Raw genomic sequence first — 12,458 nt, forward strand, 5'->3', positions numbered from 1 at the left:
TTACGGTTATGACGGCCGCCGCGTGATCTTCGCGTACCCGAAAAAGGACGCAGGCGTGAGCGCGGCGCACAAGGGGGACTGGTCATAGAGCCCCATTTCGCAACGATCGAGACAGGACGTCGATGACGACGCTGGTCCCTGGGACCGAGGTGCGGGCGCCACGCGGCGGCCTGACGGTGGCGGTGCTGGCGTTCGCCGGCATCGTGGTCGCGCTCATGCAGACCTTGGTCATCCCGCTGGTCCCGCAGCTGCCGGCCCTGCTGCACGCCACCCCGTCGAACACCTCCTGGGCCATCACCGCCACCCTGCTGGCCGGTGCCGTGGCCACCCCGGTGTTCGGGGGCCTGGGGGACATGTACGGCAAGCGGCTGATCCTCGTGCTCTGCCTCGGGCTGCTGGTGGCCGGGTCGGTCATCTGCGCGCTCAGCGACTCGCTGCCTCCGATGATCGTGGGCCGGGCCCTTCAGGGCGCGGCCGCCGGCGTCATCCCGCTGGGCATCAGCATCATGCGTGACGAGCTGCCCCCCGAGAAGCTCGGCTCGGCGATCGGGCTGATGAGCTCCTCGCTGGGCGTGGGCGGCGCGCTGGGTCTGCCGAGCGCCGCGCTGCTCGCCGAGCACATCGGCTGGCACGTGCTGTTCTGGGTCTCGGCGGCGCTCGGCACCGTGGTGGCCGGGCTGGTGCTGGCCGTCGTACCGGAGTCGCCGCTGCGCACCGGTGGCCGCTTCGACGTGCTGGGCGCGGTCGGGTTGACGGCCGGGCTGGTGTGCCTGCTGCTGGCGATCTCCAAGGGCGGCGACTGGGGCTGGACGAGCGGCACCGTTCTGGGACTGGTCGCCGCGGCCGTGGTCATCCTGCTGCTGTGGGGTGTGTGGGAGCTGCGCGCGCGGCGGCCGCTGGTGGACCTGCGGATCACCGCCCGCCGCAGGGTGCTGGTGACGAATCTGGCCTCCATCATGGTCGGCTTCTCGATGTTCGCGATGTCGCTGGTGCTGCCGCAGGTGCTGGGGATCCCGGCGGCCACGGGATACGGCCTCGGCCAGTCGCTGCTGGTGATCGGCCTGTGCATGGCGCCGGGCGGCCTGGTGATGATGGCCACCTCGCCGCTCGCGGCGCGCCTGTCGGCCGCGCGGGGCCCGAAGGTGTCGCTGATGACGGGCGCGCTGGTGATCGCCGTCGGCTACTTCCTGGGCATCGTGCTCATGGGCGGGGTCTGGCAGATCGTCGTGTTCACCTGCGTCATCAGCGCCGGGGTCGGCATCGCGTACGCCGCGATGCCCGCGCTGATCATGTCGGCCGTCCCGGCGTCGGAGACCGGGGCGGCCAACGGGCTCAACGCCCTCATGCGTTCGATCGGCACCTCCACCTCCAGCGCGGTGATCTCGGTCGTGCTGGCCAACATGGTCACCCGCTTTGGCCCCGCCGAACTGCCGTCCCTCGCCGGCTTCCGGGTCGCCATCCTCATCGGCGGCGGCGCGGCGCTGGCCGCGTTCCTGATCGCCGTGTTCATCCCGAGCGGCCGCGATGCGGGTAACCTGGCCCCGGTGGAAGCAGGGACCGCGACCAGCGCGCGGTGAACCAGAGCGAGGTCGGGCAACGGTCATGAAGGTCAGTGCGACGTGACGCTCTCCGAGACGGCCGCCTCGATCTCGCCCCGCTCCGCAGTCGCCAGGGACAAACTGATGCACACCGCGGAGCGGCTCTACGCGGAGCACGGGTTCGCGAACGTGTCGATCAGGAAGATCGGCGAGGCGGCGGGCCAGCGCAACAAGTCGGTGGTGCAATATCACTTCAGCACCCGTGACGAGCTCATCCACGCGATCCTGGCCCGGCACATGGCCGCGATCGAGAAGCACCGCGTCGCGATGGTGGCCGCGCTGGGCGAGTCAGGTGAGATGTCCCTGCGGGACTGGGCCACCTGCCTCGTCCTGCCGAGCATCGAGCATCACATCGACGTGGGCACGCCGTCCTGGTACGCCCGGTTCCTGGCGCAGGCCGTCGTGGAGCCCAGCCTGCGCGAATACACGATCCAGGCGCATCTGAACATGCCGTCGTTCCGCCGCCTGGAAGAGCTCGGCCAGCCGCACGGGCGGACCGCCGAGCCTGAGCTCTCCGCGCAGCGCGGGGCGATGATCCGGCAGCTCATCGTGCACATGAGCGCCGAGCTGGAAGCCGACCTGGCCGACCGCCGGGCCGACGCCGCCACCGCCGAGCGGTCCTGGCGGTGGCTGGGGACCAACCTGATCACGGCCATCACCGGGCTCACCTCCGCTCTGCGGGAGTAGGCGCTAGCTGTGGTGGCCGACCGCGCGGCGTACGCCTGACGCCACCCAGATCGTGGCCAGCCCGGCGTACACGCTCAGCAGTACCACGCCCGTCGAGCCCAGCGTCGTCGCCGTGACGATGGCCAGGACGAGCAGGAGCGTCCAGCCGTACAGGATCGCCCGGCCGCGCGCCGAGCCGGTGTGCACGGCTTCCTGTACCGCGGTGACCAGGGCCATGACGGCCACGCCCGCGGTGCCGATCGCGTCCTGCCCGAGCGCCACGCCCAGCACGAGCACCGCCGCGCCCACGGCCACCAGGCCGCAGCACAGCACGGCCACGCGGGCCTCGGCGCCCTCGAAGAGCAGTCGGGTGGCCTTGGCCCGGGCCAGCCGCAGCGTGGTCCACGCCTCGGCGACCCACGCCGCCCAGTGCAGGACCGCGATGATGATGAAGACCACGATGAGCGGCGGGACGGCGGGCAGCAGGAACACCAGCCGGCCGCCACGGAACCCGCCCCGCAGCCGCGCGAGCCGCCGGTAGAGCGGATTGCGCTGCTTCAGCGCCGTCACCAGGAGTTCCCTGGCCTGGTCGAAACCGGGGTTGAGGCGGAGCACCTCGCGGAAGGCGTCCGCCGCCCGCCGGGGATCGCCGAAGGCCAGCGCCGCCCGGCCGTACGCCAGGTGCGCGATGGCGCTCTCCGGGTCCAGCCCCACGGCGTGCGCGGCGGCGGCCGTGGCCTGCTCCGCCTCCCCGAGTTCGGTGAGCGCCACCGCCAGCAGGCTCACCAGGTCGGACTCCTGCGGGTCGATGGCCAGCCCGCGCCGCGCCGCCTCGGCCGCCTGAACCCACTCGCCCTTGGACACGTGGACGCGGGCCAGCAGCTCCCAGATCGGGGCGTACTCGGGCTCGAGTTCGAGGGCCACGTGGAGGGCGGCCATCGCCTCGTCGGGCCGGCGGGCGAGCTGATGCACCTGTCCGGCCACGTAGTGCGTGAGCCATTGGTCGGGCGCCAGGCGGATCGCCTCATGCGCCTCCGCGACCGCCTCGTCCACGACGCCCTGCTGGGCGAGGGCGAGCGCCAGGAAGGAGTGCGCCGTGATGTGCTGCGGGTCCTGGGCGAGGGCGCCGCGCAGCTCCCGCTCGGCCTCGGCCGGCCGGCGCATCCCCAGCAGTGTCCGCGCCCGCTGTACCGGGTCGGCGGCGGTCACCACTTGGCTTTGACCCACGGCATCAGCTCGTCCCAGGCGCCGGAGTCGTTGGAGTGCATCACGTAGTTGCGCGCGGTGGCCATCCATTCGCGGACCGCGGTCGGCCGTACGCTCTGCGCCGCGGCCAGCAGGTCGGGCGTCGAGAGCGGAATGGGACGCCCCGCGCTGATCGACTGCTGGAGCTTGACCTCCACCGCCCGGTCCACCACGCCCTTCAGGTCGGCGCCGACGAAATGGTCGGTGACCCGCGCGACCGCGTCGAAGTCCATCTCGGCCAGGGGCTTGTCGCGGCACAGCAGGCGCAGGATGGCCGCGCGGGCCGCCGGGTCGGGCGGCGGTACGAACACCGGCTGGTCCAACCGGCCGGGCCGGCGGAAGGCCACGTCCACGTACCAGGGGGCGTTCGTGGCGGCCAGCACCAGGACCCCCTCGTTGGCGTTCTGGTCCACGCCGTCGAGCTCGGCCAGGAACTGGTTGACCAGCTGCCGCGTGTGCGCCTGGCGCATGTCCGAGCGGCGGGCGGCCAGCGCGTCGACCTCGTCGAAGAACAGCACACACGGCCGGTTGCGCCGGGCCAGCTCGAAGGTGGCTCGCAGGTTGCGCTCGCTGGAGCCGATGTACATGTCCAGGATGTCGGCCAGGCCCACATTGACGAACGACGCGCCGAGCTCTCCGGCGGCGGCCCTGGCCAGGTGCGTCTTGCCCGCTCCCGGCGGGCCGTACAGCAGCACCCCGCCACCGGCGCGCTTGCCGTACGCGGCGAACAGGTCCGGCTGCTGGATCGGCAGCAGGAGCTTGACCCGCAGCGACTCCTTGACCGCCTCCATGCCGGCCACGTCGGCGAAGTTGAGCCGGGAGCGCTCGATCTCGGCCGTGGCTCCGTCCACCGGCGTGGGCGCCGACGGGTGCGCCGGTGCGCCGTAGGCCTGCCCGGCGGGAGGCGTCGCTGCGGCGTAGGGCTGTCCGGGAAGTGCCGGTGCCCCGTACGTCGGGGTCGGCGGGGCCGACAGCCGGGCGGCCAGGTCGGCGTCCCCCACGGACGGGTCGCGGGAGATCGCCTCGTGGTAGCGGTAGCCCGCCCGCGCCGTGTCCCCCTCGCCGAGCAGCGCCCGAGCCGCCAGCACGCCCACCTTGGGCGGGTAGCCGGGCGCGGCCAGCAACGGCTCGAGCGCGGCCAGCGCCGCGCCGTAGGCGCTCTGCCGGACGAACGCCTCCGCCAGCCCGGTCATGATGCCCGCGTCCTTGGGCGCGAGCACGAGCGCGGCGCGGTATTCGGCCTCGGCCTCGCCGAGATACCCCTTGGCCAGGAGCTGCCCGGCCAGGTGCTGCCGCAGGGGAAGGTTGTCCGGGGATAGGCGGGCCGCCTCGCGGAGCGCCTGGAGACCGGCATCGTCGAGCACGTGCCGTCCCTTCTGTAGCGGGTGGTTTCGGTCGGTCCTGAACTACGCAAGATACCGAAATCAGCTCAGACGGGGGCGCATGGGGCGTGGGCCGGGTAGCTCCGGCGCCAAGCCCTTCGACGACGTCTCAGGCGAGGGGAGGGGTGCCGTGCGTGTGGAAGGACTCGATGGTCTTCAGCCCCCATGCCTGTCCCTTGGCACGCTCCGCCTCCGTCCAGGTGATCAGCGGCCAGTCCGGGGCCAGCACCAGGCGGGTGAGCGGGTTGCACAGTTCGATCCGGTTGCCGCCCGGCTCGTAGACGTACAGGAAGAACGTCTGCTGGATCGCGTGCTTGTGCGGTCCCGTCTCGATGTGGACGCCGTTGTCGAGGCACAGGTCGGCGGCGCGCAGGATGTCCTCGCGGCTGTCGGTGGCGAACGCGACGTGGTGCAGGCGCCCCTGCGAGCCCGACCAGTCCTCGGTGTAGACCAGGTCGTACGACTTGTTGGTGAAGGTCAGCCACTGCGCGCTGAGCCTGCCGGAATTGAGGACGATCTGCTCGGTGGGCCTGGCCCCGAGCAGCCGGTGGGTGAAGTCGGCGTTGGGGACGACGTCGGCGGCCAGGAAGTTGACGTGGTCGAGCCGCCGTACGCCGACACCCTGGCAGGGCTTGGCCTGCGGCTGGTTCTTGAGTCCTGGACGCAGCTCAGGAGGTGCCTGGTACCACTCGCTCTCCCAGTAGAGGGCGATCTCGTGCCCGTCGGGGTCGTGGGTGACGTACAGGGGTCCGATCCCGGGCTCGTCCTCCACCCATGAGCCGGTCAGGCCGGCGTTCTCCAGAGCCTTGACCCGCGCGTTCAGGGCCTCCTCGCTCGAGGTCCGCAGCGCCGTACGGCTGATGCCGGAGGTGGAGTGGGCGGTGAGCGTCAGGCTGTGGTGCTCGTAGTCGTCCCAGGTACGCAGGTGGACGGAGTCGCCGGAGCGGCCGCTCTCGGTCATGCCGAGCATCTGGGTGAAGAACCACAGGCTGCGGTCGGGGTCGGGGGTGCGGAGCCGGACATGGCCGAGATGGGCGATGTCCCCCAGCGGCGGGGCCATGGCTGAGCCTCTCTAGGAGTCGGACGGGCGTGGGTGGACCGTGCCGTCGAAGATCTTGCGGGCGGTGCGCACGACGGCCGTACGGACCGCGTAGGGGGAGCCGGACGGCCCCCGCTCGACGACGGTCTCGACATCGAGGAACCCCGTCGGATGCTCGACGCGCAGCCGGTCCCCTTCGCCGGGCAGTACGGCCAGGTCGTGGCCGACGCCGCCGGCGACCAGCAGCCCGGCGGCGACGCTCGCCGCGCCCAGCACGCCGATGGCGGCGTGGCAGCGGACCGGGATGAACGTCCGGGTGCAGACGGCGCCGCCGTCGCGGGGCGGCGCGAGCAGGGTCACTTTGGGCACGGTCGTGTCGCGGACGTCGCCGAGGCCCATCAGCTTTCCCGCCGCGAGGTGTATCTCGCGCACTTGGGCGGCGAGCGCGGCGTCGCCCTCGAGCTCGGCCGGGCTCTCGTACCCCGTGACGCCGAGGTCGGCCGCCCGCGCGAGGACCACCGGCATGCCGTTGTCCACGCACGTCACCTCCACGCCGGCCACCTCGTCGCGGACGCGGCCGGTCGGCAGCAGCGGCCGGCCGCCCGTGCCGCCGGCGAACTCGATCACGATGGCGGCGGCGGTGCCCGGCACACCGGAGATCTCCGTCGAACCCTCGTAGCTCACCACCCGGCCCGGCGTCGGGAAGGTCGCCGCGGCCAGCTCGCCGGTGTTGAGCATCCGGATCCGCACGGTGGTCTCGCCGTCGCCGGCCGGGACCAGGCCGCGCTCGACGGCGAACGGGCCCACCCCGGCGAGGAGGTTGCCGCAGTTCTGCCGGTCGGAGACCTCGGCGGTCTCGACGCCCGTCTGCAGGAAGAGGTAGTCGACGTCCGCGGCGTCGTCGCCGGAGCGAGAGACGACGGCCACCTTGCTGGTCAGCGGGTGCGCGCCGCCCAGGCCGTCGATCTGGCGCGGGTCGGGGCCGCCCATGACGCGCAGCAGCAGGTCGTCACGGGCCGCCCGGTCCCCGGGCAGGTCCTCGGCGAGGAAATAGGCGCCCTTGGAGGTGCCTCCGCGCATCAGCGCGCAGCGCAGGCCGCGGTCGCGGTCGCCGGATGTCACGCAGCCACCCCCTCGCGCTCGTACGTCTCGGCCGTCATGCGGCCGCGCCCCGCGCGCTGCTCGGCCGTCATGGGGCCGTCTCCTCGCGCTGCTCGGCCGTCATGGGGCCGTCTCCTCGCGTCCGTACTCCTCGGCCGTCACGTAGCGCACGCCCAGGCGCGACAGCGTCTCGCGCAGGCCGTACCGGTCGAGGCCGAGCTCGCCCTCGGCGAAGGCCGCCCGCGTGGCCTCCTCCTTCGCGGCCCGCGCCGCCGCCGCCTTCACAGCCGTGGCGACGAGGTCACGGGGGACGCGCAGCACCCCGTCATCGTCGGCGAGTATCGCGTCGCCGGGCCTGATCACCTGGCCGCCGACCGCCACGGGCACGTTGACCGACCCCGCGCTGGCCTTGACCGTGCCCTGCGCGCAGACGGCCGCCGACCAGACGGGGAACCCCATCGCGCGCAGCTCCGCGGTGTCCCGTACGCCGGCGTCGATCACCAGCCCGCGCACGCCGCGCCACCGCAGCGCCGTGGCGAACAGCTCGCCGAACAGCCCGTCGGTGGACGGCGAGGTCGTCGTGACCACCAGCAGGTCGCCCTCGCGGCACTGCTCGACCGCCGCGTGGATCATGAGGTTGTCGCCGGGCCAGCACAGGACGGTGACCGCCGTGCCGCCGACGCGGACACCCTGCTGGATGGGCCGCAGCCCGGGACCGAGGCTCCCCGTACGGCCCAGGGCCTCGTGCACGGTGGCCACGCCGAAGCGCGCCAGCGCGGCCACGTCGGCGGCGTCGGCCCTGGGCGGGTCGGTGACGATCACTCCGGTCATGCCAGGACCCCCGTCACCTGGGGGAAGGGGCGCATGTACGCCTCGCCGTACGTGGTGTGAGGCAGTCCCAGATTCGGACCGGCGTTGCGCTTGAGCTGCACGCCCCGGCGCGTGGCCAGGTCGGTGTAGTAGTCCCACAGATGCCGCTGAGCGGGAAGGCACTCCATCGCCTTGCGCTTGGTGTCGAAGACCTCGGTGATGTCGAGCAGCACCTGCGGGGTGAAACCGCACATCTCCGGCTGATGGGGCTCGAAGAAGAACACCGGCGGCGCGCCGAGCGGCTCACCCGGCCCCGGGTAGCCGATCGCCTGCGCCAGGATCCGGGCCTGCAGCGCCATCCGGGCGGCCGCGGGGTGGTCGCCGTTGTACGGATCCTCCAGCGGGTGTGTGAGCACCACGGTCGGCGTCACCTCCCGGTAGAGGCGGACGAGCTCGTCCGTGAGCTCGGGCGTCTCGCGCAGCGGGTAGTCACCGGCGTCCAGGAACCGGATGTCCGCCCCCAGGGTCGCGGCGGCCCGCTCTGCCTCGGTACGCCGCAGCCGCTTGATCTCTTCGAGGGATCTGCCCTCGCGCCAGGCCTTCGCGGACTCGCCGCGTTCGCCGAAGGACAGGCACACGATGGTCACCTTCTCGCCCCGCGCGGCGGCCAGGGCGATCGCCCCGCCCGCCCGCCAGACGAAGTCGCCGGCATGCGCGCTGACCACCAGGGTGGACTGGCCCGCGGCCGCCGGGCTCGCGTCGTCGGTCATGATCGCTCTCCTCGGTGTAGGGGTCGGCCGCGGGCCCGCCGGCCGGCGGGTTTCGCGCCGCCGGCCGGCGCTATTCGCGCAGGGCCGCGATGACGCTGGCCAGGTGGGCGTGCGCGGCCTCCTGGGCCGCCGCCGGGTCGTGGGCGCGGATCGCCTCGATCAGCGCCAGGTGCTCGCTGAGCGACTTCTGCGGCCGGCCGGGACGCAGGGCCAGCTGGAAGCGGTGCCGGACCAGCTGCGCGTTGAGCCGTTCCAGCAGCTCGACCGCCACCTGCTGCCCGGAGATGTCGCGGATGTAGGTGTGCAGCTCGTGGTTGAGCGCCGAGTACGTCAGCGGCTCGCCGTCGGCGACCGCCTTGGCCATCGCCTCGCCCATGGCCGCGAGCTCGGCCAGCTGCTCGTCGGTGGCCTGGGCCGCCGCCTTGGCCGCGCACAGCCCTTCGAGGACCATCCGGCACTCGGTGATGGCGACCGCCTCCTCGAGGGTGACCACCCGGACCCGGGCACCCCGGTTGGGGATGCGCTCGACCAGTCCCTCGGCGGTCAGGTCGATCAACGCGGCCCGGATTCCGCCTCGGGTCACCCCGAACCGCTCCGCGAGCTCGTGCTCGACCAGACGCTGGTCGGGCGCCATGTCCCCCCGCGTGATGGCCTCGCGCAACGCCGCCAGAGCGCGCAGTTTCGCCTGTTCGCCGCTGATCGGGCCGTCTTCGTACGGCATCGCTCACCCTTCTTCTGTGAGTGCTTGATGAGGCTAAATCTAGGGCGACAAAATTGTCAACAATCTTGTTAGCCATATTGCCAACAGGATTGCCGCGAGTTACGGTCGGCGGCACGCTCCTGCCCCCCCAGGAACCCCTCTGCGAGAGGAACCAGGATGTCCTCAACACCACCGGCCGTCGCCTCGGGGCGGCCCACCAGGCTCGTCGCCCTGGTGATCGGCCTGTGCTGGATGGTCGTGCTCTTCGACGGGCTCGACATGTTCATGTACGGCGCCGTACTGCCCAAGATGCTCGACGACCCCACCCTGGGACTGACCCCCGCCAGGGGCGGCGAGATCGGCAGCTACGCCACCTTCGGCATGCTCGTCGGCGCGCTCGCGGCGGGCACCGTCACCGACTGGGCGGGCCGCAAGAAGGTCATCGCCGGATGCTGCGCGCTGTTCTCGATCGCGTCAGGCGTCTGCGCCGTCGCGCCGTCACTTGGCGTCTTCGGCTTCGGCCGGCTCCTGGCCGGTCTCGGCCTCGGCGGCCTGCTGCCGATCGCGATCGCGATGGTCGTCGAGTACGCCCCGCGTGGCCGCGGCAATCTCATGATCGGCCTGCTCATGACCGCCCACCATGTGGGCGGCATCCTCGCCTCCGCGCTGAGCCTGTGGCTGGTGGCCCCCTTCGGCTGGCGCTCGCTGTACTGGGTGGGCGTCGTGCCGCTGATCATCGCGGTGCCGCTCGTGGCGCGCTTCCTGCCCGAGTCGCTGGGCTTCCTGGTGGCCCGGGGGCGCCGCGACGAAGCCGAGGCGCTGGCCCACCGGCACGGCGTCGACCTGGCCGAGTTCCCCGCGAGCGGGCAAGGATCGGTCACCCGCGCCGACCGGTGGGCCGCCCTGCGCAGCCTGTTCCAGAACTCCCTGTGGCTGCCGACCCTGCTGTTCTGGCTCGCCTCCTTCGGCGGCCTGCTGCTGGTCTACGGCGTGAACACCTGGCTGCCGACCATGATGCGCGCCAACGGCTACGAACTGGGCTCCGCGCTCGGCTTCCTGCTCGTCATCAACCTCGGCGGCATCGTGGGCATGCTCGTCGCGGGCCGGATCGCCGACCGCTTCGGTGCCACCCGCGTCTCCGCCCTCTGGTTCGCGCTCACCGCCGTCGGCACCTTCCTGCTGGGCGCGCGCATGCCGTTGCCGCTCACCTACATCGTCGTCTTCCTCACCGGGGTGTGGCTGTTCAGCGCCCAGACGATGGTGTACGCGGCGGTCGCCGGGCGCTTCCCCACGGAGAGCCGGGCCACCGCCCTGGGCTGGACCGCCGGGATGGGCCGCTTCGGCGCGGTCTTCGGTCCCTGGCTCGGCGGTGTCCTGCTGGCCAACCACGCCCAGAGCTGGGGCTTCACCGTGTTCGCCATCACGGCGGTGTTCGGCTCGATCATGATCACGTTGAGCGGCCGGGGCGGCAGGCCGTCCACTCCCGCCACCCCCTCCGTACCGTCCAGCCGGCCGGGTGACGCCGCGGCGACCTGACGCGCCGACGGGCGCGGCTTCCGGGGAGCCGTTTCCGGGGAGCCGCGCCCGCCTGAACAGCCGGAGCTCAGTCAGCCGGCCGACCAGCCGCCGTCCACCGGGACGATCGCGCCGTTGATGAACGAGGCGGCGTCGGAGGCGAGGAAGAGGGCGGCGTCGGCCATCTGCTCCGGCTGGGCCATGCTCTCGCCGAGGGCGAGCACGGGGGCGAGGCGGGCGGCGCCGGCCGGGTCAAAGGTGGTGTTCGTGGCGATGCCGGTCATGGTGGGGCCGGGCAGGATGGCGTTGCAGCGAATGCCGTCCTTGGCGTACGCCCAGGCCACGCTCTTGGTCAGGCCGACCACGCCATGCTTGGAGGCGGTGTAGGCGGCCCCGGCCGTGCCACCCCGGATGCCCGCCTCGGAGGCGGTGTTGACGATCGCGCCGCCGCTCTGGCTCAGCATGTACGGCAGCACCGCGTGCGTGACCAGGAACGTGCCGGTCAGGTTGACCCTCAGCACCCGCTCCCACAGAGAGAGCGGGATGTCGGCGGGCAACGCCATGGTGTCCATGATCCCGGCGTTGTTGCACAGCACGTCGATGCGCCCGTACGCGCTGATCGCGGTCTCGACCAGCGCGGCCACCGAGGCCTCGTCGGAGATGTCGGCCGCCACGCCGATCGCCGCGTCACCGAGGTCGGCGGCGGTCCGCTCGGCGCTGCCGGAGTCGATGTCGCAGGCCACGACGCGGGCGCCGGCCTTGGCGAAGGCGGCCGCCATGGCCTGGCCGATCCCGGAGCCCGCTCCGGTGACCAGGGCGACCTTGTTGTCAAAGGTGCTCAAAGAGATGGTCCTTTCGATCGGGCGGGATTGAACCGGACAGCTATGTCCGGTGAAACCGTAACCGTTGGAGCTGATATGTGTCGAGTGGTGGGGAGCGCCGAGCTCGAACAATCGGACTTTGATGTCCGGTTGCTATCGTTGCCCTTATGCCTGACGTACGCCGGATGAACAGAGGGCCCGGTGCCGCGGCCGAGAACCGCGCGGCGCTGATCGCGGCGGCCCGCGACGTGTTCGCCACCGCGGGCTACGACGCGCCGCTCAGCATGGTCGCCCGCACGGCCGGCGTCGGCCAGGGCAGTCTCTACCGGCACTTCCCCGACCGGGTCAGCCTCGCGCTCGCCGTGTTCGAGGAAGGAGTGACCGCGCTGGAGGCGCTGGCCGCCGAACCGGGTGCCACGCTCGACGACGTACTGGCCCTGATCACCGAGCAGGCCATCGCCTCGACCGCGTTCATCGACATGGTGCGCGTGCCCCCCGCGGACCCCCGCCTCATCGCGGTGCGCGATCGCGTGGCGGACCTGCTGACGGACAAGCTCGCCGAGGCCCAGCGCGCCGGGCGGATCCGGCCGGACCTCACCCCCGAGGACCTGGTCATGGCCGTCGGCATGCTCGCGGCGGCCCTCGTCCAGCGGCCGGCACCAGCCCGGCGAGTGGCCGCCGCACGGGCGTGGGCGCTGTTACGCCAGGGGATGGACGCCTGACCGCCCGCTCTCCAGGCCCGCCGGATACTCCACGGCCTCCTCTGATGACTATCAGTAGTCAGTAGATTACTCTTTGCATGGGCAAAGTC

The 12,458-nt window shown here is 72.2% G+C and carries 12 protein-coding genes; 4 read left to right on the forward strand and 8 right to left on the reverse strand.

The genetic code is table 11. The annotated features are described in order from the left end of the window. Positions 1–122 precede the first annotated feature (122 nt). Both AB0B61_RS49360 and AB0B61_RS49365 read left to right on the forward strand, forming a co-directional pair. Entirely contained in the window at positions 123–1,577 is a 1,455-nt protein-coding gene (locus AB0B61_RS49360; RefSeq protein ID WP_358447968.1) for an MFS transporter, read from the forward strand. Between the two features lie 42 nt (positions 1,578–1,619). Further along, a complete protein-coding gene (locus AB0B61_RS49365) occupies positions 1,620–2,285 on the forward strand; it encodes a helix-turn-helix domain-containing protein (protein WP_358447970.1) in 666 nt (221 codons plus the stop codon). Between the two features lie 3 nt (positions 2,286–2,288). Here AB0B61_RS49365 and AB0B61_RS49370 read toward each other — a convergent pair whose 3' ends face one another. The 7 genes from AB0B61_RS49370 to AB0B61_RS49400 all read right to left on the reverse strand — a co-directional run bounded on the left by AB0B61_RS49370 (position 2,289) and on the right by AB0B61_RS49400 (position 9,332). Further along, positions 2,289–3,491 carry a tetratricopeptide repeat protein gene (locus AB0B61_RS49370; protein ID WP_358447971.1) on the reverse strand — a complete coding sequence of 401 codons (1,203 nt, stop codon included), beginning with the start codon at positions 3,489–3,491 and terminating at the stop codon, positions 2,289–2,291. Further along, positions 3,470–4,873, reverse strand: coding sequence for an ATP-binding protein (locus tag AB0B61_RS49375; protein WP_358447972.1), 1,404 nt, complete (start codon positions 4,871–4,873; stop codon positions 3,470–3,472). Before AB0B61_RS49375 ends, AB0B61_RS49370 begins: the two co-directional genes overlap by 22 nt. 127 nt (positions 4,874–5,000) lie before the next feature. After that, positions 5,001–5,951 (reverse strand): catechol 2,3-dioxygenase, encoded by a 951-nt coding sequence (locus tag AB0B61_RS49380; RefSeq protein ID WP_358447973.1) that lies wholly within the window; start codon positions 5,949–5,951, stop codon positions 5,001–5,003. A gap of 12 nt (positions 5,952–5,963) precedes the next feature. Further along, positions 5,964–7,052, reverse strand: coding sequence for a 4-oxalomesaconate tautomerase (locus tag AB0B61_RS49385; protein WP_358447975.1), 1,089 nt, complete (start codon positions 7,050–7,052; stop codon positions 5,964–5,966). A 99-nt stretch (positions 7,053–7,151) separates the two neighbouring features. Further along, positions 7,152–7,862, reverse strand: a complete 711-nt coding sequence (locus tag AB0B61_RS49390) for a 4-carboxy-4-hydroxy-2-oxoadipate aldolase/oxaloacetate decarboxylase (RefSeq protein ID WP_358447977.1) — start codon at positions 7,860–7,862, stop codon at positions 7,152–7,154. Further along, a complete protein-coding gene (locus AB0B61_RS49395) occupies positions 7,859–8,611 on the reverse strand; it encodes a PIG-L deacetylase family protein (RefSeq protein WP_358447979.1) in 753 nt (250 codons plus the stop codon). The genes AB0B61_RS49390 and AB0B61_RS49395 overlap by 4 nt, the downstream gene beginning before the upstream one ends. 70 nt (positions 8,612–8,681) lie before the next feature. Further along, on the reverse strand, positions 8,682–9,332 hold the full coding sequence (locus AB0B61_RS49400; RefSeq protein WP_358447981.1) for a GntR family transcriptional regulator: 651 nt from the start codon (positions 9,330–9,332) through the stop codon (positions 8,682–8,684). A gap of 156 nt (positions 9,333–9,488) precedes the next feature. Here AB0B61_RS49400 and AB0B61_RS49405 point away from each other — a divergent pair, with 156 nt between their 5' ends. Further along, complete coding sequence (locus AB0B61_RS49405) at positions 9,489–10,847, forward strand: aromatic acid/H+ symport family MFS transporter (RefSeq protein ID WP_358447983.1); 1,359 nt, start codon at positions 9,489–9,491, stop codon at positions 10,845–10,847. Between the two features lie 71 nt (positions 10,848–10,918). Here AB0B61_RS49405 and AB0B61_RS49410 read toward each other — a convergent pair whose 3' ends face one another. After that, the gene (locus tag AB0B61_RS49410) at positions 10,919–11,668 is read right to left on the reverse strand and encodes a glucose 1-dehydrogenase (protein WP_358447985.1); all 750 of its coding nucleotides are present in this window, start codon (positions 11,666–11,668) and stop codon (positions 10,919–10,921) included. A 146-nt stretch (positions 11,669–11,814) separates the two neighbouring features. Between AB0B61_RS49410 and AB0B61_RS49415 the strand changes: the two genes are divergently transcribed. After that, positions 11,815–12,369 (forward strand): helix-turn-helix domain-containing protein, encoded by a 555-nt coding sequence (locus AB0B61_RS49415; RefSeq protein WP_358447986.1) that lies wholly within the window; start codon positions 11,815–11,817, stop codon positions 12,367–12,369. The last annotated feature ends 89 nt before the right edge of the window (positions 12,370–12,458 follow it).

It is taken from the genome of Nonomuraea sp. NPDC049158, from assembly GCF_040648335.1.
In the GTDB taxonomy this organism is placed as follows: Bacteria; Actinomycetota; Actinomycetes; order Streptosporangiales; family Streptosporangiaceae; genus Nonomuraea.